Origin of the sequence: Arthrobacter sp. MPF02 (genome assembly GCF_046605375.1) — a bacterium.
Classification (GTDB): Bacteria; Actinomycetota; Actinomycetes; order Actinomycetales; family Micrococcaceae; genus Arthrobacter.
In genome coordinates this window covers 3,335,684-3,355,994 of record NZ_CP176772.1, presented here as the reverse complement: position 1 = coordinate 3,355,994, position 20,311 = coordinate 3,335,684, and the positions used below count along the sequence as shown (strand labels likewise).

Annotated in this window: 17 protein-coding genes; 6 read left to right on the top strand and 11 right to left on the bottom strand. The window is 65.3% G+C overall.

The features are described 5' to 3' along the window. Window positions 1-3: 3 nt before the first annotated feature. The 6 genes from gcl to ACLH0K_RS15875 form a co-directional block, all read right to left on the bottom strand. A complete protein-coding gene (gene gcl / locus ACLH0K_RS15900; protein ID WP_411374509.1) occupies window positions 4-1,794 on the bottom strand; it encodes a glyoxylate carboligase in 1,791 nt (596 codons plus the stop codon). A 191-nt stretch (window positions 1,795-1,985) separates the two neighbouring features. After that, window positions 1,986-2,939: a 2-hydroxy-3-oxopropionate reductase gene (locus ACLH0K_RS15895; protein ID WP_411374508.1), complete on the bottom strand. Its 954-nt coding sequence runs from the start codon at window positions 2,937-2,939 to the stop codon at window positions 1,986-1,988. Window positions 2,940-2,977: 38 nt separating this feature from the next. Then, complete coding sequence (locus tag ACLH0K_RS15890; protein WP_411374507.1) at window positions 2,978-3,778, bottom strand: hydroxypyruvate isomerase family protein; 801 nt, start codon at window positions 3,776-3,778, stop codon at window positions 2,978-2,980. Window positions 3,779-3,992: 214 nt separating this feature from the next. Further along, window positions 3,993-6,287, bottom strand: a complete 2,295-nt coding sequence (gene katG / locus ACLH0K_RS15885) for a catalase/peroxidase HPI (RefSeq protein WP_411374506.1) — start codon at window positions 6,285-6,287, stop codon at window positions 3,993-3,995. Between the two features lie 107 nt (window positions 6,288-6,394). Next, window positions 6,395-7,684: an MFS transporter gene (locus ACLH0K_RS15880; RefSeq protein WP_411374505.1), complete on the bottom strand. Its 1,290-nt coding sequence runs from the start codon at window positions 7,682-7,684 to the stop codon at window positions 6,395-6,397. A gap of 86 nt (window positions 7,685-7,770) precedes the next feature. Beyond that, window positions 7,771-9,027 carry a M20 metallopeptidase family protein gene (locus ACLH0K_RS15875; protein WP_411374504.1) on the bottom strand — a complete coding sequence of 419 codons (1,257 nt, stop codon included), beginning with the start codon at window positions 9,025-9,027 and terminating at the stop codon, window positions 7,771-7,773. A gap of 132 nt (window positions 9,028-9,159) precedes the next feature. Between ACLH0K_RS15875 and ACLH0K_RS15870 the strand changes: the two genes are divergently transcribed. Beyond that, entirely contained in the window at window positions 9,160-10,185 is a 1,026-nt protein-coding gene (locus ACLH0K_RS15870; protein ID WP_411374503.1) for an Lrp/AsnC family transcriptional regulator, read from the top strand. Between the two features lie 112 nt (window positions 10,186-10,297). On the opposite strand, the gene glgX is transcribed toward ACLH0K_RS15870, so the two are convergent. Further along, a complete protein-coding gene (gene glgX, locus ACLH0K_RS15865) occupies window positions 10,298-12,484 on the bottom strand; it encodes a glycogen debranching protein GlgX (protein WP_411374502.1) in 2,187 nt (728 codons plus the stop codon). A 166-nt stretch (window positions 12,485-12,650) separates the two neighbouring features. Here glgX and ACLH0K_RS15860 point away from each other — a divergent pair, with 166 nt between their 5' ends. Together ACLH0K_RS15860 and ACLH0K_RS15855 are read left to right on the top strand one after the other, a co-directional pair. After that, window positions 12,651-12,950, top strand: coding sequence for a putative quinol monooxygenase (locus ACLH0K_RS15860; protein ID WP_411374501.1), 300 nt, complete (start codon window positions 12,651-12,653; stop codon window positions 12,948-12,950). A gap of 115 nt (window positions 12,951-13,065) precedes the next feature. After that, window positions 13,066-13,953 carry a Rieske 2Fe-2S domain-containing protein gene (locus ACLH0K_RS15855; protein WP_411374500.1) on the top strand — a complete coding sequence of 296 codons (888 nt, stop codon included), beginning with the start codon at window positions 13,066-13,068 and terminating at the stop codon, window positions 13,951-13,953. Between the two features lie 5 nt (window positions 13,954-13,958). On the opposite strand, the gene ACLH0K_RS15850 is transcribed toward ACLH0K_RS15855, so the two are convergent. After that, on the bottom strand, window positions 13,959-15,185 hold the full coding sequence (locus ACLH0K_RS15850; protein ID WP_411374499.1) for an N-acetylglucosamine-6-phosphate deacetylase: 1,227 nt from the start codon (window positions 15,183-15,185) through the stop codon (window positions 13,959-13,961). Window positions 15,186-15,329: 144 nt separating this feature from the next. Between ACLH0K_RS15850 and ACLH0K_RS15845 the strand changes: the two genes are divergently transcribed. Next, window positions 15,330-16,190 (top strand): hypothetical protein, encoded by an 861-nt coding sequence (locus tag ACLH0K_RS15845; RefSeq protein WP_411374498.1) that lies wholly within the window; start codon window positions 15,330-15,332, stop codon window positions 16,188-16,190. A 72-nt stretch (window positions 16,191-16,262) separates the two neighbouring features. Here ACLH0K_RS15845 and dctA read toward each other — a convergent pair whose 3' ends face one another. Together dctA and ACLH0K_RS15835 are read right to left on the bottom strand one after the other, a co-directional pair. After that, complete coding sequence (gene dctA / locus ACLH0K_RS15840) at window positions 16,263-17,750, bottom strand: C4-dicarboxylate transporter DctA (protein WP_411374497.1); 1,488 nt, start codon at window positions 17,748-17,750, stop codon at window positions 16,263-16,265. A 112-nt stretch (window positions 17,751-17,862) separates the two neighbouring features. Then, the gene (locus ACLH0K_RS15835) at window positions 17,863-18,474 is read right to left on the bottom strand and encodes a thymidylate kinase (RefSeq protein ID WP_411374496.1); all 612 of its coding nucleotides are present in this window, start codon (window positions 18,472-18,474) and stop codon (window positions 17,863-17,865) included. A gap of 225 nt (window positions 18,475-18,699) precedes the next feature. On the opposite strand from ACLH0K_RS15835, the gene ACLH0K_RS15830 reads away from it, so the two are divergent. Continuing rightward, on the top strand, window positions 18,700-18,969 hold the full coding sequence (locus ACLH0K_RS15830; RefSeq protein ID WP_411374495.1) for a hypothetical protein: 270 nt from the start codon (window positions 18,700-18,702) through the stop codon (window positions 18,967-18,969). Between the two features lies 1 nt (window position 18,970). Further along, a complete protein-coding gene (locus tag ACLH0K_RS15825; protein WP_411374494.1) occupies window positions 18,971-19,903 on the top strand; it encodes a threonine/serine dehydratase in 933 nt (310 codons plus the stop codon). A gap of 34 nt (window positions 19,904-19,937) precedes the next feature. Here ACLH0K_RS15825 and ACLH0K_RS15820 read toward each other — a convergent pair whose 3' ends face one another. Then, on the bottom strand, window positions 19,938-20,276 hold the full coding sequence (locus ACLH0K_RS15820) for a hypothetical protein (protein WP_411374493.1): 339 nt from the start codon (window positions 20,274-20,276) through the stop codon (window positions 19,938-19,940). Window positions 20,277-20,311: the final 35 nt, after the last annotated feature.

The window sequence follows — 20,311 nt, the reverse complement described above, 5'->3', positions numbered from 1 at the left end:
GGTTTAGTCCTGCAGTGCCAGGATGGCGGTGGGGGCGTCCGCGGCGGTCTCGGCCAGTTCCTCGAACTCGTTGACGGCGTCGATTTCCACGCCCATGGAGATGTTGGTGACCTTTTCCAGGATCACTTCCACCACCACGGGCACCTGGAATTCGCCCATCAGGGCCTTGGCCTTGTCGAACGCGGCGGCGAGGTCGTTGGGGTCCTCCACGCGGACGGCCTTGCAGCCCAGGCCTTCAGCCACCTTCAGGTGGTCCACGCCGTAGCCCCGGGTGTCCTCGGACAGGTGCGCGCTGTTGATGTTCTCGAACGCCAGGGACACGTTCTGTTCCATGTTGAACCCGCGCTGGGACTGGCGGATAAGGCCCAGGTAGGAGTTGTTCACCACCACGTGGATGTACGGCAGGTTGAACTGGGCGCCCACGGCCAGTTCCTCGATCATGAACTGGAAGTCGTAGTCGCCGGAGAGGGCCACCACGGTCTGGTCCGGGTTGGAACGTGCGACGCCGAGGGCGGCCGGGGCGGTCCAGCCCAGGGGACCTGCCTGGCCGGCGTTGATCCACTTGCGGGGGCCGAACACGTGCAGCATCTGGGCGCCGGCGATCTGGGACAGGCCGATGGTGGACACGTAGATGGTGTCGCGGCCGAAGGACTTGTTCATCTCCTCGTACACGCGCTGTGGCTTGATGGGGATGTTCTCGAAGTGGGTCTTGCGGTGCAGGGAGGCCTTGCGGTCCTGGCACTCGGCAACCCAGGCGCTGTAGTCCGGCAGGGACCCTGCCGCCTTGCGCTCCCTGGCGAGCTCAACCAGTCCGGCCAGCGCCGCGCCGGCGTCGGACGCGATGCCCAGGTCCGGTGAGAACACGCGGCCGATCTGCGTGGGCTCGATGTCGATGTGCACGAACTTGCGGCCGGCGGTGTAGGTCTCCAGGCCGCCGGTGTGGCGGTTGGCCCAGCGGTTGCCGATGCCGATCACGAAGTCGCTCTGCAGGTAGTTCTCATTGCCATAGCGGTGGGAGGTCTGCAGGCCCACCATGCCGGCCATGAGCTGGTGGTCGTCCGGAATGGTGCCCCAGCCCATGAGGGTGGGGATGACCGGCACGTTGAGGATCTCTGCCAGCTCCACCAGCTGCGCCGAGGCACCGGCGTTGATGATGCCGCCGCCGGCCACGATCAGCGGGTGCTTGGCCGCAGTGAGCATGTCCAGGGCCTTTTCCAGCTGCTTGCGGGAGGCCTTGGGCTTTTCGACGGGCAGGGGCTCGTACGCGTCGATGTCGAATTCGATCTCCGCCAGCTGCACATCGATGGGCAGGTCCAGCAGTACCGGGCCGGGGCGGCCGGAGCGCATCAGCTGGAAGGCCTTCTGGAAGGCGCCGGGAACCTGTCCGGGCTCCAGGATGGTCATGGCCATTTTGGTGACGGGCTTGGCGATGGACTCGATGTCGACGGCCTGGAAGTCTTCCTTGTGCAGCTTGGCCACCGGGGCCTGGCCTGTGATGCAGAGCATGGGGATGGAGTCCGCCCATGCCGCGTAGAGGCCGGTGATCATGTCCGTGCCGGCGGGGCCGGAGGTGCCGATGCAGATGCCGATGTTGCCGTCCTTGGCGCGGCTGAAGCCGTCGGCCATGTGGCTCGCGCCCTCAACGTGGCGGGCGAGCGTGTGGCGGATGCCGCCGTGGGCGCGCATTGCGGAGTAGAAGGGGTTGATGGCGGCGCCTGGCAGGCCGAACGCCTCGATGGCGCCTTCCTTTTCCAGGATGGCCACCGCTGCATCAACGGTACGCATCTTGCTCATGGGGTGCTCCTTGAAAGTCTGTTGTGGCCCGGTGGTTGAGCCTGTCGAAACCTGTTTTTGGGTGTGATGAGGGAAGGCCCGGCGCTGTGGGCCTGAGATTCTGTGCTGGGGTCGGAGGTTTTTGGGCAGATACCGGGACTTCAGGGGCCCTTAGGTCCCGTTATCTGCCCAAAAACTCTTGGGGCGGCTGGTTACTTGCGGCCGGAGAGCTGGAGGACCTGCTTGAAGAGTCCGGAGTGGTCCAGTGCGCCGTCGCCCTGGTTGACGGTGGCGGCGACGAGCTGTGCGACGACGGCGCCGAGGGGTACTGCGACGTTGGCTTCGCGGGCGGCGGAGGTGACGATGCCCAGGTCCTTGTGGTGGAGGGCGAGGCGGAAGCCGGGGTCGAAGTTGCGGTCGAGCATCTTCTGGCCCTTCTGGTCAAGGACCTTGGAGCCGGCGAGGCCGCCGCCGAGGACTTTGAGGGCGGCGTCGGTGTCCACGCCGTAGGCCTCAAGGAAGGCGATGGCTTCGCCGAGGACCTCGATGTTGACGGCGACGATGAGCTGGTTGGCGGCCTTCACTGTCTGGCCGGAGCCGGAGGGGCCGACGTGGACGATGGTCTTGCCGACGGCGTTCAGGACGTCCGAGGCGGCGTCGAAGTCTTCCTTGTCGCCGCCGACCATGATGGAGAGGACGGCGTCGATGGCGCCCTGTTCGCCGCCGGAGACCGGGGCGTCGAGGGGGCGGATGCCGGCTTCGCGGGCTTCGTCGGCGAGGCGCGTGGCGACGTCGGGGCGGATGCTGGAGGCGTCGATCCACAGGGTTCCCTGTTTGGCATTGGCGAAGACGCCGTCCTTGCCCGTCACCACACCTTCGACGTCGGGGGAGTCCGGCACCATGGTGATGACGACGTCGGCATCCTTGACGGCGTCAGCGATGCTGGTGGCGCCCTTGCCGCCTTCGGAGACGAGCTTGTCGATCTTGTCCTTGCTGCGGTTGAAGCCGGTGACGCTGTGGCCGGCCTTGACCAGGTTGATGGCCATGGGCAGGCCCATGATTCCGAGTCCGATAACTGCAACGTTGCTCATGATGGTTCTCTTTCTGGAAAGTCTGCGTGGGGTTTCCCCAACTAGGTCGCGCCAAGTGTCGTTTTGGGGACTCAAAACGACACTTGCTGCTACTTAGTTGGGTGAGGGGGAGGTTAGCGGGAGGCGCGTTCGCGGATGGCCCAGTTGAAGGCCGATTCCTGCGGCTCCTTGTATTCGAGGCCGATGTAGCCCTCGTAGCCGAGTTCGCGGCTGCGGGCGATCCATTCGCCGAGCGGGAGGGTGCCGGTGCCGGGGGCGCCGCGGCCGGGGTTGTCGGCGATCTGGATGTGGCCGAAGTCCTTGGCGTGGTTCTCGATAACGGATTCGACGTCGTCACCGTTGACTGCCAGGTGGTAGAAGTCGGCGAGGAGCTTGATGTTCCCGACGCCGGCCTCGGCCTTGACGCGTGCGATGACCTTGAGTGCGTCATCGGCGGTGAGGAGCGGGTATTTGGGTGCGCCGCTGACGGGTTCGAGGAGGACCGTGCCGCCGATGCGGGCGACCCCCTCGGCCGCTGCCGCCAGGTTCTTGACGGCGAGTTCGTCCTGCTCTTGCGGGGTGAACTCTTCCTGCCGGTTGCCGTAAAGGGCGTTGAAGGCCTTGCAGCCGAGGCGCTCGCCGATGCCGGCAACGACGTCGATGTTGTCCTTGAACTCGGAGCAGCGGCCCTTCCAGGAGACCAGGCCCCGGTCACCGCCCGGCATGTTGCCGGCGTTGAAGTTCAGGCCTGTCAGCTGGACGCCTGCGTCCCTGATGGCGTTCTCGAAGCTGGTGATGTCGCTGTCGGCGGGGACGGAGGTGTCGAAGGGCCACCAGAACTCGACGGCGTCAAAGCCTGCTGCCTTGGCCGCCGCGGGGCGCTCGAGCAGGGGCAGCTCCGTGAGGAGGATGGAGCAGTTCACTGTGTACGTCATCGTAGGTCCTTCCGAGGAGGGCTTTGATCTATCTTCCCGTGCTTCCGGCTTCTTCGCACTTTCCGCTTTGTGGAATTTAGATTCTGCTTTATGAAAAGTGTAGGGAAGGGTGGCGACGGGAGTCAAGGGGAAGCCCGAGTGTGCGGCAGCAGGCCGGCGGCAGAGGGCATGAAAAAGGCCGGCTGCAGTGCAGCCGGCCTTTTCGCGGTGACTATTAGCGCAGGTCGAAGCGGTCAAGCTCCATGACTTTGGTCCACGCGGCCACGAAGTCGGTGACAAACTTTTCCCGGCCGTCTTCGCTGGCGTAAACCTCGGACAGGGCCCGGAGCTGCGAGTTGGAGCCGAACACCAGGTCCACCGGCGTTGCCGTCCACTTCAGCTCGCCCGTAGCGACATCGCTGATCTCGTAAACGTCAGCTTCGTTTTCCGATGCCTTCCAGCGGGTGCCGGGGGACAGCAGGTTGACGAAGAAATCGTTCGTGAGGACCCCGGGGCGGTCCGTGAGCACACCGTGCGAGGAACCGCCCACGTTGGTGCCCAGCGCCCGCATGCCGCCAACGAGCACTGTCATCTCCGGCGCGGAAAGGTCCAGCATGTATGCCTTGTCCAGCAGGAGGGTTTCCGGCTGCAGCTTGTTGCCGGGACGCACATAGTTGCGGAACCCGTCCGCCCGCGGCTGCAGGTACTGGACGGACTCGACGTCGGTCTGTTCCTGGCTGGCATCCGTGCGGCCGGGACGGAAGGGCACGGTGACGGGGAATCCGGCGTCGGCTGCTGCCTTCTCCACGGCGGCACAGCCGCCGAGGACGATCAGGTCGGCCAGCGATACCTTCTTGCCTCCGTTTTGGGCGGAGTTGAACTTCTGCTGCACACCCTCAATGGCCTGCAAGGCAGCATCCAGCTGTTCAGGCTCATTGGATTCCCAGCCGCGCTGCGGTTCCAGCCGGATCCGCGCCCCGTTGGCGCCGCCGCGCCTGTCGGTCTTGCGGAAGGTCGCCGCCGACGCCCACGCAGTCCTGGCCAGCTGGGAGACGGACAGGCCGGAGTCCAACAGCTGTGCCTTGAGCGAGGCGATGTCCTGCCCGTCAATCAGCTCATGGTCCACGGCCGGGACGGGGTCCTGCCAGATTTGCGGTTCGGGCACCCACGGGCCGAGCATGTGGGGGCCGACGGGTCCCATGTCGCGGTGAAGCAGCTTGTACCAGGCCTTGGCGAACGCCAGGGCGAACTCGTCCGGGTTCTCCAGGAACCGGCGGCCGATCTTCTCGTAGACCGGATCGAAGCGCAGCGACAGGTCCGTGGTGAGCATGGTGGGCCGGTGCTTTTTCTCCGGATCATGGGCGTCCGGAATGATCTTCTCGGCGTCCTTGGCTACCCACTGGTGCGCACCGGCCGGGCTCTTGACGAGCTCCCACTCGTTCTCGAACAGGATTTCCAGGAAGCGGTTGCTCCACTGGGTCGGCCGGTCGGTCCACGTAACCTCAAGCCCGGAGGTGATGGTGTCCGCACCCTTGCCGGACCCGTAGGTGCTGAGCCAGCCCAGGCCCTGCGCCTCGAGGTTAGCCGCTTCAGGCTCGGGGCCTACGTGCGCGTCTGCAGGGCCTGCACCGTGCGTCTTGCCGAAGGTATGTCCGCCGGCGATCAGGGCGAAGGTCTCCTCGTCGTTCATCGCCATGCGCTTGAAGGTCTCGCGGATGAAGGCAGCGGCAAGCTTCGGATCAGGGTTTCCCATCGGGCCCTCGGGGTTGACGTAGATGAGGCCCATCTCGGTGGACCCCACATCTTCAGCCATCTGGCCTTCGCCGATGTAGCGCTCATCGCCCAGCCAGGTGTCCTCGGGGCCCCAGAAAATCTCCTCGGGCGCCCATACGTCTTCGCGGCCAAAGGCAAAGCCAAAGGTCTTGAAGCCCATCGACTCGAGGGCAACGTTGCCGGCGAGGACCAGCAGGTCGGCCCAGGAGAGCTTCTGGCCGTACTTTTGCTTGACCGGCCACAGCAGGCGGCGGGCTTTGTCCAGGTTGGCGTTGTCGGGCCAGCTGTTCAGCGGCGCGAACCGCTGGCCGCCGTCCCCTGCGCCGCCGCGGCCGTCGTGGACGCGGTAGGTGCCGGCGGCGTGCCAGCTCATCCGGATCATCAGGCCGCCGTAGTGGCCGAAGTCCGCGGGCCACCAGTCCTGGGAGGTGGTCAGGACTTCGATGATGTCCTGCTTGAGGGCCTCGACGTCGAGGTTTTGGAACTCTTCCGAGTAATTGAAGGTGGGTCCCAGCGGGTTGGCAGCCGGGTGGTGCGCGTGGAGGACGGAGAGGTCGAGCTGGTTTGGCCACCAGTCGGAGACCGTCCGGGGCCGGTGGCCCTTGGGCTGCGGAGAGTCAATCGCCGGGTTTTCGCTCTCGCTGCCATGCGAGGTCACGCTGTCATGGGCGACAGGGCAGCCGCCTTCCACCTTTTGGTCCAGCCCCTGTGCGCTTCCCGGGGTGGGGACAGGGGGATGGTCCTGGGGGTCCGTCATATGCTTCCTTCCCTATGGCCGAGGCCTCGGTCGGACTCGGGCAGCCGGTTCAACCTTCCCATTTGAACATGGGCGGAAGGCCACACTAAACCCCCTGCCGCCTATGTTCACTGTGTGAGATCCTTGCCCTTTGTCTCGGGTATGGTGAAGACGAATGCCGCGCTAATGACCAGCAGCAGGACCGCGTAGATGTTGAAAACCTGCGGCGCGTTCAGGGACGCGCCCAGCCACTGCTGCAGGTATGGCGCGGTCCCGCCAAAGGCAGCCACGCAGATCGAATACGGTACCCCGACGCCCACGGTTCGGATCGACGTCGGAAACAGCTCGGCGTACACGGCCGGGACGATGGCAGCGCTCGCGGCAATGAAGACCAGCATGACGGACATGCTGACGGCCAGCTGCCAGGCGGAGTCCTTCAGCAGCCAGGTCATCGGGAAATGGCAGACGGCGGAGCCGATGGCGCCGGCCCACAGAACCTTCTTCCGCCCGATCCGGTCCGAAAGCTTGCCCCATACCGGGAGGGCGGCGATGAAGACGATGTTGGCGACGACGCCGGCCCACAGCGCCTCGCCGCGGTCGATCTTCAGTGCTGTCGTGGCATAGCTCGGTGCCACCACGCCCCAGATGTAGTAGATCACCGTCAGGCCCACGGTCAGCCCGATCACCTGCAGCGCCTGCTTCCGGTAGCGGACAACCTGCGGCCATATCGGGGCACGCCTTTCGAAGGCGGATTCGCCCTCGAACGCATCGGTCTCATGCAGCCGTGCCCGCATGATCAACGCGTACAGGCCCATCGCGGCACCCAGCAGGAACGGGATGCGCCAGCCCCACGCGTTCATCGCCTCAGCGGTCAGCGTCATGTTCAGCACGGCGCCGAGCAGCGTGCCGAACAAAATGCCCACCGTACCTGAGGTGTAGATCAGCGTCGCCCAGAACCCGCGGTGTTCCCTGGGTGCCATCTCGGACAGGTAGGTTTGCGACGACGGCAACTCGCCACCGTGAGCCAGGCCCTGGATGAGCCGGGCCACCAGCAGCATCAGCGATGCCCACGCCCCGATGCTGGCGAATGTCGGCGCGATGCCGATCATCAGGCTGCCCAGCGAAGCGAGACCAACGGCGAGGGTCATCGAGGTCTTTCGGCCTACCCTGTCGCCAATCCAGCCGAACAGGAAACCACCGAAGGGCCGGGCAACGAAGCCGACGGCGAAGATCGCCAGGGTGGACAGCACGGCCGACGCCGGGTCGGCCTTGCTGAAGAGCTGGCTGGCGATGAACGGCGTGAACGTGGCGTAGATGGCCCAGTCGTACCATTCCACGGCGTTGCCGATGCCGGTGCCGACAATGGTTTTCGCGGTGGACACCCGTTCAGTCTGCTGCGTTGTTGCTGCAATGGACATTGTTGCTTCCTGGTGGTCGGTGTGGAGGGGAGGTGCCGGGCAGCGCGCTGCTGCCCGGCGGTCTGGCAGTTGTGGCCAGGCAGTGGTCAGGCGGTGGCGGACAGTGTGGCCAGCCTGGAGATGGCCAGCTCCGCGTAGAGCGCGGCACCGTCAGCCAGCACACCGTCGTCGAACGTTGCATAGGGGGAGTGGTTGAAGGGTGAGGTGGACGGGTCGCCGCCGGGGGCGACGGCGCTGAGTCCCACGAAGGTGCCGGGCACCTCCGCCAGCACGCGGGAGAAGTCCTCGGATCCGCTAAGCGGGGTGGCCCAGCGGGACAGGCGGCGCTCGCCGAACAGCTCCATGATCACTTTCTCGGCAGTGTTTGTTTCGTCCTCGTTGGTGATGGTGAGGGGGTACTCCGGCTGGTAGTCGACGTGGACCTCAACTCCGTGCGCCGCGGCGATGCCCTGCAGCAGGCGCGGCACCGCCTCCATCATCTTCATCCGGGAGGTTTCGGAGAATGTCCGGACTGTCGCCTCGATCCGTGCCGATTCCGGGATGACATTGCGTTTGGTCCCGGCGTGCAGCACCCCGACGGACAGCACGACGGGATCGAACATGTTGAACTGCCGGGTGACCATCACCTGCAGTGCGGTCACCATCTCCGCCGCCACCGTCACCGGGTCCTTCGCCGCGTGCGGAGCAGAGCCGTGGCCGCCGGCGCCCAGGACGGTGACCTCGAGTCCGTCGGAGGCGCTGAGCATTACCCCGGGCTTGGTGCAGAACGTGCCGTGCGGCTCCAGCGAGGAGAACACGTGCATCCCGTAGGCTGCCTGGACGCGCGGGCCGGCGGCGTCCAGGACACCTTCGCGGAGCATGTAGCCTGCTCCATCGCAACCTTCCTCGCCGGGCTGGAACATGAGCACGACGTCGCCGGCAAGCAGGTGCCTCTTCCCCGCCAGGAGCGTGGCGGCTCCGGCGAGCATGGAGGTGTGCAGATCGTGGCCGCAGGCGTGCATGGCGCCGTCGGTCCGGGAGGTGTAATCCACGCCGGTCTTTTCCTGCACGGGTAGCCCGTCCATGTCGGCGCGGAGCAGGACGGCCGGCCGCGGGGTGCTGTTCCCGGCACTGCCTTCCCCGCCGCGGCCTTCGTTGCCGTCACCGGCACCGCCGCGCAGGACCGCGGTGACCGACGTCGTTTCCTTGCCCAGGGTGATCTCGTAGGGCAGGCCGTCGAGCGCCTGGAGGACACGCTCCTGGGTCCGGGGAAGGTGCAGGCCAATTTCCGGTTCCCGGTGCAGGTCGTGGCGGAGGCGGATGAGGTCTTCATGCAGATCGCGGGCGTCGTTGGCAATGGGCACTTGTTCTCCTCAACTTGTACGGCCAGGTTTGAGGTTTATTCTGAAGTGGCCTGGTTCACAGGCGCCGAAAGTGCAGGAAATATGCTGCTTTTATAAGCCCGAAGCAGGAATCATGCAGGGAAGAAATTATTGATGGAGCTCAGCGAGGAAGACCTGGCACTCATCCAGGTCCTTCAGTCGCATCCCCGGCTTGGCTGGGCGGACGCGGCGAAGGTCCTTGGCGTGCATGCCACGACGCTGGCTGCCCGATGGGAACGGTTGAAGGCCAGCGGTTCGGCCTGGGTGACGGCGCACCTCGCGGGCGACCCGCGCCAGATGCTGCTCGCCTTCGTGGCCGTGGACTGCGACATGAACCTGAGGGACAGTGTGACGGCACAATTGGCGGCGATTCCGGAAATTGTCACGGTGGAGGAGGCGGCGAGCAACCGGGACCTCATGCTGACGGTCATCACAGGATCCCTCGAGGAGTTCAGCACCAACGTGGTCTCGCGGCTGAAAGCCATCGAGGGCTTGACGAAATACCAGACGGCGCTGTGCACCAGGCTTCACACCAGTGCCGACGAGTGGCGACTAAACATTCTGGACAAGTCCCAGCTCGCGACGCTCCGCTCGCTGGGGCAGGGAGTGCCGGGTGCCGGCAGGGAGGCAGCAACAGCCCCGCTCCCGCAGAGCCACCTCGACCTGCTCCCGTATTTGGCCAGGGATGGCCGGGCTACGGCGGCCGAGATCGCCCGGGACCTTGAACGGCATCCTGCCACTGTGCAGCGGCAGCTGAACAGAGTCCTCGCCAGCGGCCTGCTGCTCTTCCGCTGCGAACTGGCGCAGCGCTACTCGTCGTTCCCGGTGACCTGCCAGTGGTTCGCCAATGTGCCGGCAGGCCGGCACGAGGAAGCAGCGGCGGCCTTCCGCACCATCAGCAACGTCCGGCTCAGTGCTTCCACCACGGGCGCAACCAACTTCGTGATCATCATGTGGCTGCAGTCGCTCGCGGACGTGATGAGTGCTGAGCTGGCGCTGCAGCAAAAGGTTCCGGGCATTGAGCTGGTGGAGAGCGTGGTGATGCTGCGGACCGTGAAGCGCGTGGGCTGGATGCTGAACGAAGATACGACGGCGAGCGGCGCCGTCGTCCATCCGGGAACCCTGGCCGCTGGCAGCTGAAGCGTGCCGTGACAGGGAATTTGGCCGGAGGAGATTGAGCTGGCCGACGGTGAACGTCCAGGAACTCGACGGTGACAATCGGTTCATCGCCGCGCAACCGCGGCTGCCGAAGCTAGGGCTTCGGCAGCCTGGCGGATTCGGGTGCCGTAATCAGGGCCAGCGAGGCCGCCACGGAGTGGTCGGGCTTCTCCGGCGGTTTGGCGTAAGCCCGAAGGACCAGCAGCGACTTGGCGGCCAGTTTCACCGTGCCGTCTGCCTTGAGGAAGCCCTGGTCCGCGTGTTCGCCGGCTGTGTCGATCAGCTGCTCCCATGCCGGCGCGTACTCGGAGCTCGGCAGTGTGAAGTCGACGGGATGGTCCCCGGAATTGCAGTACAGCAGGAAGTGGTGGTCCCGGATCACCCGGCCGCGATGATCCTTGCCCACCGCCTCGCCGTTGTAGAAAACTCCCAACGCCCGGGCCAGCGGGTTGCCCCAGTCCTCAGGGACCATTTCAGTTGCATCGGTATTCAGCCAGACGATGTCCGGAAGCGGCTGGCTGAGGGCCCGCCGGACCGGCCGGCCGTCGAAGAACCGGTTGCGGCGGAAGGTGGGGTGTTCGCGCCGCAGGGTGCTGACCGCGGCCAGGAACTCGTTGAGCGGTTTATCGGCTTTGTCCCAGTTGATCCAGGACAGCGGTGAATCCTGGCAGTAGACGTTGTTGTTGCCCAGCTGGGTCCGGCCCAGCTCGTCGCCGTGCGCCACCATCGGCACACCCTGGGAAAGCAGGAGGGTGGCAAGGAAATTGCGTTGCTGGCGGGCGCGCAGGGCCAGGATTTCAGGATCCTCGGTAGGGCCTTCCACCCCGCAGTTCCAGGAACGGTTGTGGGATTCGCCGTCGTTGTTGTTCTCGCCGTTGGCCTCGTTGTGCTTGTGGTTGTAGGAAACCAGGTCGCGCAGGGTGAAGCCGTCGTGGGCGGTGACGAAGTTGATGGATGCCACCGGGCGGCGTCCGGAGCTTTCGTACAGGTCCGACGAACCGGCCAGCCGCGAGGCGAATTCGCCCAGGGTGGCGGGGGCGCCGCGCCAGAAGTCGCGGACGGCGTCGCGGTATTTTCCGTTCCACTCCGTCCACAGGGGCGGGAAATTGCCCACCTGGTAGCCGCCGGGGCCGACATCCCATGGCTCCGCAATCAGCTTGACCTGCGACACCACCGGGTCCTGCTGCACCAAATCGAAGAAACTGGACAGCCGGTCCACCTCATAGAATTCCCGGGCCAGTGCTGAGGCGAGGTCGAAGCGAAACCCGTCCACGTGCATGTCCAGCACCCAGTAGCGCAGGGAGTCCATCAGCAGCTGCAGGGCGTGCGGGTGCCGGACGTTGATGGTGTTGCCGGTGCCCGTATAGTCCAGGTAGTGCTGTTTCTCGTGGTCCACCAGCCGGTAATACGCCTGGTTGTCGATGCCCTTGAAGGACAGCGTGGGACCCATATGGTTGCCCTCGGCCGTGTGGTTGTAGACGACGTCGAGAATCACCTCGATGCCCGCGGAATGCAGGGACCGGACCATCGCCTTGAATTCCTGCACCTGCTGCCCGGGCCGGGTGCTGGAACTGTAGCTTTCGTGCGGGGCGAAGAAGCCAATGGTGTTGTAGCCCCAGTAGTTGCGCAGGCCCCTGTCTTTCAGCACGCTGTCCTGGACGAACTGGTGCACCGGCATCAATTCGATGGCTGTGACCCCCAGCTTCTGCAGGTGCTCGATTACGGCGGGGTGGGCTATCCCGGCGTAGGTACCGCGTTCGTTCTCCGGCACCTCGGGGTGGGTCATGGTGAGGCCCTTCACGTGGGCCTCGTAGATCAGGGTGTCGTTGTAAGGGATCTTTGGCGGACGGTCGTGCTGCCAGTCGAAGAAGGGACTGATGACCACAGACCGCATGGTGTTGGGCGCCGAGTCCTCTGCGTTGAAGGAGAGCGGATCGCCAAAGTTGTACGAAAACATTGGCTGGCCCCAGGTGATGTCCCCGCTCATGGCTTTCGCGTATGGGTCCATCAGGAGCTTGTTGGGGTTGCAGCGCAGGCCCTGGCCCGGGTTGTAGGGGCCGTCCACCCGGTAGCCGTAGAGCTGCCCGGGCAGGACATGGGGAAGGTAGCAGTGCCAGACAAAGCCGTCCACGGCTTCAAGCGGGATGCGCTGCTCTGTGCCGTCGTCACCGAACAGGCAGAGGTGGACAGCGTGGGCCGCCTCGCTGAACACCGCAAAGTTTGTGCCGCTGCCATCGTAGGTGGCGCCCAGCGGATAAGGGCTCCCCGTCCAGACTTCCATGTCCCGCCTCCATCCCCAATGAGGACACCATCCAACCACAGGGGTGCGACATCCGCGGAGGGGAGGTCGGCTTCAACTGGGCGGGACAAGACGGAGGCGGGCGTACGACGGCGGCCCGGCGCCGCCGTCGCTATTCCTACCCCGTGATCTGCTGCAGACTGTAGCCATGACTTTTGCCAATGTGGGAAGCCTCGGAACCAAGCCCGGCCAGCGCGACGCCGTCGTGTCCATCCTGCTCCGGCCGATGCCGGGCCTGAAGGAGGCCGGCTGCCTGCTGTACGAGGTTGGCGTCAATGACGATGCACCGGACACCGTATTTGTCAGCGAACTGTGGGAGTCGCCGGAGGCGCACCGGAACTCGCTGCAACTCGACAGTGTCCGGGCCGCAATTGCCGAAGCCATGCCCCTGCTGTCCGGCGAGATGGGCGGCCACCAGTTCACGGTGCTGGGATCGCCACTGCGTTAGCCGGCTCCTACAGGGGCACCCGTTTCCGTCCTGCTGCCCCTGTTGTCCGGGCCGCTGTACCGGCTAGGCTTCCGGGCAACGACTGGATACCGGGAAACCGGGTAAGGGAGATCCCATGAAGCCGCTGCCTGCACTTGAGCTTGTGACCCGCCTGGAAGATGCCGATTGGCTTGACCCGATCGCCAAGAGTGTCCGGAAAGCCGTGAAGAAGGTGGTCCGGCCACGCTGGGCCCGGGACATCCTGCACGGGGTACCGATCGGGCACCCCGTGCACCCGCTGGCGGTGCAGGTGCCCATCGGGGCGTGGGTCTCAGCAGGTGTCCTGGATGCGCTGCCCGGGACCGGCCATGCGGCCAAAGTGTTGGTTGGTGTGGGAACTCTGAGCGCCGTCCCGTCTGCGATCGCCGGCTTTACGGATTGGTCGCAGCTGCATAGCCAGCAGCAGCGGGTGGGCCTGGTCCATGCTGCCGCGAATATCACGGCAGCGAGTTTGTACGTTGCCTCGCTGGTGCAGCGTGCCCGGGGCCGGGAAACCAGCGGCAAGGTGCTGGGTTACCTCGGGCTCGCTGCGGTTGGCGGGGGCGGCTTCCTGGGCGGCCACCTGAGTTACCGTCAGGCAGCCGGCGTCAACCACAGCGAAGATGTACCCCACCGTTTCCCCTCCGGCTGGCATCCGATGGCCCAACTGTCCGACCTGCCTGACGGGCAGCTGTCCAAGCGCGAGGTCGCCGGCCTGCCGCTTCTTGTGCACCGCGAGGGCGATACGGTGAACGTGCTGTCCGACGTGTGCAGCCACCTCTCCGGCCCGCTGCACGAGGGCAAGCTCAAGCAGGGCAGCGTCAATGACGACAGCGAACCGTGCGTGGTCTGCCCGTGGCACCGCAGCACATTCTCGCTGCGGACCGGCGAAGTCCAGGCCGGTCCTGCCACCTCCCGCCAGCCGCGCTTCGACACCAGGGTTACCGGCGGCCTCGTGGAGGTCTGCCTGCCCGGCGCAGACTAGGTTTTCTAGTTACTCCGCCCGGGATTGAGGCTGGGCCGCTCCGGCTTACTAACCCATTCACCCCGGCGCAGCACCCCGGCGAGCGACAATCCGGCGTCCACCACGACGACGTCGGCAGGCATCCCGGCCCGAAGGTCACCAGCAGAAGAGGAAAGTCCGAGGACGTCGGCAGGAACCGAAGTTGCCGCGAGAACCGCATCCCGGAGCGGTACCCCGGCGGCTACCGTTGTGCGGACGACGTCCAGCAGGGTAGCGGTCCCGCCTGCGATGGCACCAGTGTTGTCCACCCGGGCAATTCCCTGTCCCACGGTGACAGCCAGGCCACCCAGGCGATAGTGACCGTCCGCCAGCCCGGTTGCCGCCATGGAGTCGGTGACCAGGGCAATGTTGGCAGCCCCCACAAGATCGAAAACCAGCTTGATGGTCTCGGGTGCCAGGTGGACGCCGTCGGCGATGAGTTCCACCACCGCGTTGCCGTTCCGGGCGGCGCTGAGGCCGGCTGCGACCGGGCCGGGAGAGCGGTGGTGCAGGCTGGGCATGGCGTTGAACAGGTGGGTGACGGTGGGGCGGAACCTGCCGGTGCGGTTGGTAGGAGCTGCCAGCCCGGCTGCCGCCTGCTCCAGGAATTCGGCTGCGGCGGCAGTATCCGCTGCGGTGTGTCCCAGCGAGGGGATGATCCCCCGCGAAGCGAGCAGGTCCACCACACCGGATGCCCCGGGAAGCTCGGCCGCCAACGTCATCGACGCCAATGCAGGCCCGGCAGCATCAAGAAGTTCGGTTGCCAGTGCAGGGTCCGGCATGCGCAACAGTGAGGGGTCGTGCGCGCCGCACTGTGCGGCGGCGAGGAAGGGGCCCTCCAGGTGGGAACCGGCAACCGTTTCCTCGCCGGCCAGCTCCCGGAGGACTGCAAGGTTCCGGACCAGGTCTTTGGAGGACCCGCTCACCAGGCTGCCCAGCAGGGTGGTGGTTCCGCGGCTGTGCAGGTAACGGGCGGCGGACCGGGAGGCATAGAGGGACCCCTCGGAAAAATCCGTGCCCAGCGCGCCATGGCAATGCAGGTCCACGAGTCCCGGCAGCAGGATGCGCCCGGTATCCCCGGGCCCCGCTGAACGGGGGAATGCCGACGCCGGACCCGCATAGGTGACCAGGCCGCCGTCGACCGCCACAACGCCATCAGTGACGTCCCTGCTGCCGGTGACCAGGCGGCCGCGCAGCACCAGTTCGTCGCTCATGATTGCAGGGCCTCCCGCCACGGATTATTCCACAGCAGTGCGGGTGGGCGCCGGGCCACGAAGCGGGCGGTATTTGCGTCGCAGCCCAAAACCTTTACGCTAGGGAACACTAAGCATGCTTCCTATTTCGAAAGGGTCCACCTGATGCGAAAAGTACCAGCGCTTGGATTGATGACCGCGGCGATGCTGGCCCTGGCCGGCTGCACCGGAGGTGGCGGCGGTGCTGCCAGCCCCACCGCAACGGCTACCGCCACAGCTTCGGCGACGGAAACTGCCCAGGAAAAGGCGTACACCGAAGATGAGCTGCGCAACCTCATCTCCGGGAAGACCGACGCTGACGGCAACGAGCTCAACCTCTACTCCAAGGAGCAGGTGGACCAGGGCGGCAACATCGCCAACCTGCTGCTGAGCACCGCCAGTGTTGACCCGGAGGACTGCAAGGACATTGCCACCGCTGGGCTCCTGGACACAGTGGAGGAAGGCGAGATCGCCGTCGCGATTTCCGAGGGCAACCAGCCGCGCACCCTGTCCGCCCAGTCCAGCGCGGAGGGGGAGAACGCGGAGCAGGTTCTGACGGAGATCAAGGGCAAGATGAGCCAGTGCTCCACCTTCACCGTTGATGCCCTGGGCCAGAGCTACGAAGTGTCCAGCGAGGAGCTCCAGGCCGAGACGGACGCCGAGGAAACTTTTGCCACGCTCAGCACCCGCAGCGGTGAGAACCAGCAGAAGCTGATGCAGGTGTCCGCTGCCGAGGGACGGCTGCTGGTGGTCGCCACCAAGAGCGGAGCGGACCTGGGCGATACGGACCAGAAGGAGCTTGAGGACCTGATCAATGAGGTGCTCGAGCAGGCGGACGACGGCGGCGCAACGTCCAGCCCGACGTCCACCTCCACTTCAACTTCCACGGGCACGGCCTCGCCTGACGAATCAGCGTCAGCGACGGCGACGGACACCGAGACCGAGGACGCCGAGACGTCGACCGCTTCGCCGACCGCCTCGCGCTAGCAGAACCCGAAAGGCGGGCAGGACCGTGGTGGTCCTGCCCGCCTTCGCGTCTCCGGCTTGGCGGAAGCTTCGTCAGTCCGGACTGTTGCCCGTTCCACTCCGGGCAGTCTTGCTCATTTGAAACTGCGGAACGTCCTCAGGACTTGGGCCGCCGCGGAACTTGGGCGAAGGCTGCTGTCCCTCGCTGATGCGCTGCAGCTCCTGGTCCTCAAAGACTTCTTCCTTACCCAGCATGATGGCGGAATCATGATTGGTGATTTCGCCTTTGAAAGCGCGCAACATAACGCTCCGGTCGAACTGGCCCTCCCACTTGGAGACGACGAACGTGGCGACGCAGTTGCCCAGCAGGTTGACGACAACACGCATGGAGTCCATTAGCCGGTCTGCGCCGAGGAGGAGCGCGACGCCGGCAACCGGAAAGATGCCCAGCGCCGCGGCAGTCGCCGAGAGAGCCAGGAACGAGGAGCCGGGAACGCCGGCCATTCCCTTCGACGTCAGCAGGAGGATGCCAAGGGCAGCCAATTGCTGGCCGAGATCCAGGTTGTGGCCGAAAGCCTGGGCGAGGAAAAGCAGGGAGATGGAAAGGTAGATAGCCGCCCCGTCCAAGTTGAAGGAGTAGCCGGTAGGAATGACCAGGCCCGTGGTGGCGCGGGAGCAGCCGGCGTTGGTCAATTTGGTCATGATCCGTGGCATAACAGCTTCGGTGGACGCGGTGCCCAAGGCCAATAGGAACTCTTCACGGGTGTACTTGAGGAATTGCCAGAGGGGAACACGGGCCGTTGCCCAGGCGACGATGAACAGAAGGCCGATGAACACGACGGCGGCGCCGTAGCAGGCGGCGATCAAGAGGGCGTAAGTGCTAAGCGTATCCAGCCCGTACTGGCCGATGATGAACGCCATGGCTCCAAAAGCGCCGATAGGCGCAATCTTCATTATCCAGGACATGATCTTGAAGACCAGTTCCAGGACGGTCTCCATGAGGCTGATGACCGGCATGCACTTCTCGCGGCCGATGACCACGATCGCCGCCCCGAAGAACACGGAGAAGAACAGCACCTGCAGCAAGCTGTTGTTGGCGAAGGCTCCAATGACGCTTGCCGGGATAACGTCCAGGATGAAGGCTGCCGCATCCTTGGATGCACCGGATCCGGTTTTGGCGTCCAGGTCTGCCTGCGACAGGGTGGCGGGATCGATGTTCAGGCCGGCGCCGGGTTGCACGATGTTGGCGACCACTAGTCCGAAGACCAGGGCAAAGAGTGTTGCTGCCGTGAAATAGACCAGGGCCTTTACCCCAACCCGTCCGACCGCTTTGACGTCGCCTACGGCTGAAATGCCGGTGACGATCACCAGGAAAATCAGCGGCGCGATGATCATTTTGATGAGTTTGATGAAGCCATCTCCGAGCGGCCTCAGTTGGGAGCCGAGGTCCGGCCAGAAATGCCCCAAAAGGACACCAGCGACGACGGCGATCAGAATCTGGAAGAAAAGCGACTTGTACAGCGGCTTTTTCTTCCCGGGCACCGAACTCGCCTTCAGTGCCTCAGGGTTTGGGATCTTCATTGACCTTTACCTATCCGGTGGGGGGACGTCCCGCTTTGCGGGCCTATGATCAACGTAATCCCGCTCACACTTCTTCCGCAAGAGGAAATTCATTTTCCGCTATGTGAAATCACTAATCCCGCTTTGTGACTGCTCCGCGGTGGCCGGCGACGGCGGGGCTGAGGTTGTGGATCACACGCCGCAAGCTGCCAAGTAGTTCCTCCGATGGGACTGCAGCGTCCACTTTGATGAAGCTTTCGTATTCAGGCAGGTTCCTGTAGCCGTCGCGGAACGCGGTGAGGTCCTGCAGGGTTTCGGCGTCTGTACCGCGGGCCGTAATCCGGCGGTGTGCCTCGGCTGGGTCCAGCTCCAGATGGACGACGGCGGCGGGGCGGGGCAGTGCCGACAGGAGCCAGGGCAGGAACCGGCCGCGGGGAAGTCCCTTGGTGTTGCGCAGCGCCAACTGGCAATACAAGTGCCGGTCCATCACCACCAGCCCTCCGAACCGGCTGGCACGCACATGGGAAACCAGGACATTCCACACCCGGAAGGCTGTTTCGATGCCATCGGCCAGGCGGCCGGGCAGCCGGACCCCCAGGCGGCCGCTCACGATGGACATGGTGCGGCGGCCGGCGTGGTTGTTCAGCAGCACCGCCTTTCCGCCTCCGGCCCGAACTGCCGCAACCAGGGCGCGGGCCGCCGTCGACTTGCCGGAACCGTCGATTCCGGTAAGAACTATGATCACCTGTCTCCTTCCGCTACCGAATTAACGCTTCCAGCTCCCGCTTAGTCCCGGCTGCGGGGGAATTCACAGGCAAGGAGGCGGTTTTCACAGGTTTCTGGCGGGTACTTCACAGGTTCCGGCTGCCGGATTGCCCGGCGGGTCCGGCAGCCAGCCCGTAGGCTGAGAGCCGGAGCCGGGCGCGAGCCCGGTCCGGAACGGAAAGTACCCACGGTGAAAGGCAGGACCATGACCACTTCGAACGATGAGCCCCTGAACACTGCCGACCTTCGGGGCCCCGGCGACCCGGACGAAGTCCAGGACGGGACCGGCAAAGAAAAGCAGGCGCCACAGAGCGGACAGCATCCGGAGCTTCCCAACGCGTCCAACATCCGGGAGGAGCAGCAAACCCACGCAGGCGGCGCGATTCCGGCGTCGTACGTTGGCAGCGGAGACCCCGGCCAGGAGCACAAACCCGAGGAAGCCCTGCAAGAGGGCACCTGGGACGACGAGCTCTGAGGTGATCACCCGCGCCGAGGTGGAGGAGGCGGTTCGCCGCACCGCCGGACTGACCCGGCTCACCCCGGTACTCCAAGCCGACCCTGGCGAATTCCCCGGGCAGCTGTGGTTCAAGTGCGAGTTCATGCAGCACACCGGCACCTTCAAAGCCCGCGGAGCCCTGAACCGCATCCTGGCCAGCAAGGAACGCGGTGAGCTCCGGCCGGACATCGGCGTGGTGGTGGCGTCCGGTGGCAACGCGGGCCTTGCCAACGCCTACGCGGCAGCCCGGCTGGGCGTTCCCGTCACCGTCTTTGTTCCGGCCGCCGCTCCTGAGGTCAAGGTCCGTAAGCTCAAGGCCATCGGCGCGAACGTTGTGCAAGGCGGTACCGAGTACGCCGAGGCCTACATGGCTGCCGTCAGCCATGCCCAGGAAACCGGCGCTGTCTATTGCCACGCCTACGACCAACCGGAGATCGCGGCCGGTGCGGGAACAGTGGGATCCGAAGTGCTGGAGCAGGTGCCCGGCCTGGATACGATCCTGGTTGCTGTTGGCGGTGGCGGGCTGATGGCAGGCATTGCCGCCGCCGTGGAAGGCAAAGCCAAAGTGGTGGCCGTGGAGCCTGGCACTGCGCCCACCCTGAACGCCGCCCTCGCCGCCGGGGAACCGGTGGATGTGCCGGTGTCCGGTTTGGCCGCCGACTCCCTGGGCGCCCGGCGCATCGGCGACATCGGCTTCTCCGTGGCGGTCCGCGCCGGCGTCGAAAGCGTCCTGGTGTCCGACGACGACATCGTCGCCGCCCGCTCGGGGCTCTGGCACGGCTACCGGATAGTGGTGGAGCATGGTGCCGCGACGGCTTATGCCGCCCTCACCAGCGGGGCGTATGTGCCGCACCCGGACGAACACGTGGCCGTCATCCTGTGCGGCGCCAACACGGACCCGGCCAGCCTGTAAACCAGGCGGCCGGGCAGGTTGGGCGAAGCGTTACTTAGCTGCAGAACTGGCTGTAGGTGTTGCCGGCCTCCTGATAACCGGCCTGGAGCTCGGCGAGCTTGGCCTCATCCGGGGATTCCTTCGCCTGCTCGTCCGTGTACTCAATGATCGACGCGAGCGCAGGCTTCAAATCATCCGAAGCGACCGCGTGGATGGGACGGATCTGGTTGGCGAGCCGGTTCATACCCGTCTTGCCGGCGTTGTTAGCGGGGTTCGACACAACGGACTGGATCCGCTCGCAGGTTTCGGCGGTGGACAGTTGGTGCGATTCGGAGCAGGCCGTTGCAGAGGCAAGGAGGCCGGCGGCGAGCAGGGCTGTGGCGAGTTTCTTCATGGGTCCCTCAGTAGTGGATTGACCTTTCGATTGTA

Excerpts from the sequence above, each read along its gene's own strand:
- ACLH0K_RS15845 (WP_411374498.1), top strand. The coding sequence starts at position 15,330 with ATGCGAAAAGTACCAGCGCTTGGATTGATGACCGCGGCGATGCTGGCC.
- glgX (WP_411374502.1), bottom strand. The coding sequence starts at position 12,484 with ATGGAAGTCTGGACGGGGAGCCCTTATCCGCTGGGCGCCACCTACGAT.
- ACLH0K_RS15830 (WP_411374495.1), top strand. The coding sequence starts at position 18,700 with ATGACCACTTCGAACGATGAGCCCCTGAACACTGCCGACCTTCGGGGC.
- dctA (WP_411374497.1), bottom strand. The coding sequence starts at position 17,750 with ATGAAGATCCCAAACCCTGAGGCACTGAAGGCGAGTTCGGTGCCCGGG.
- ACLH0K_RS15870 (WP_411374503.1), top strand. The coding sequence starts at position 9,160 with ATGGAGCTCAGCGAGGAAGACCTGGCACTCATCCAGGTCCTTCAGTCG.
- ACLH0K_RS15860 (WP_411374501.1), top strand. The coding sequence starts at position 12,651 with ATGACTTTTGCCAATGTGGGAAGCCTCGGAACCAAGCCCGGCCAGCGC.
- ACLH0K_RS15855 (WP_411374500.1), top strand. The coding sequence starts at position 13,066 with ATGAAGCCGCTGCCTGCACTTGAGCTTGTGACCCGCCTGGAAGATGCC.
- ACLH0K_RS15880 (WP_411374505.1), bottom strand. The coding sequence starts at position 7,684 with ATGTCCATTGCAGCAACAACGCAGCAGACTGAACGGGTGTCCACCGCG.
- gcl (WP_411374509.1), bottom strand. The coding sequence starts at position 1,794 with ATGAGCAAGATGCGTACCGTTGATGCAGCGGTGGCCATCCTGGAAAAG.
- ACLH0K_RS15820 (WP_411374493.1), bottom strand. The coding sequence starts at position 20,276 with ATGAAGAAACTCGCCACAGCCCTGCTCGCCGCCGGCCTCCTTGCCTCT.
- katG (WP_411374506.1), bottom strand. The coding sequence starts at position 6,287 with ATGACGGACCCCCAGGACCATCCCCCTGTCCCCACCCCGGGAAGCGCA.
- ACLH0K_RS15850 (WP_411374499.1), bottom strand. The coding sequence starts at position 15,185 with ATGAGCGACGAACTGGTGCTGCGCGGCCGCCTGGTCACCGGCAGCAGG.
- ACLH0K_RS15890 (WP_411374507.1), bottom strand. The coding sequence starts at position 3,778 with ATGACGTACACAGTGAACTGCTCCATCCTCCTCACGGAGCTGCCCCTG.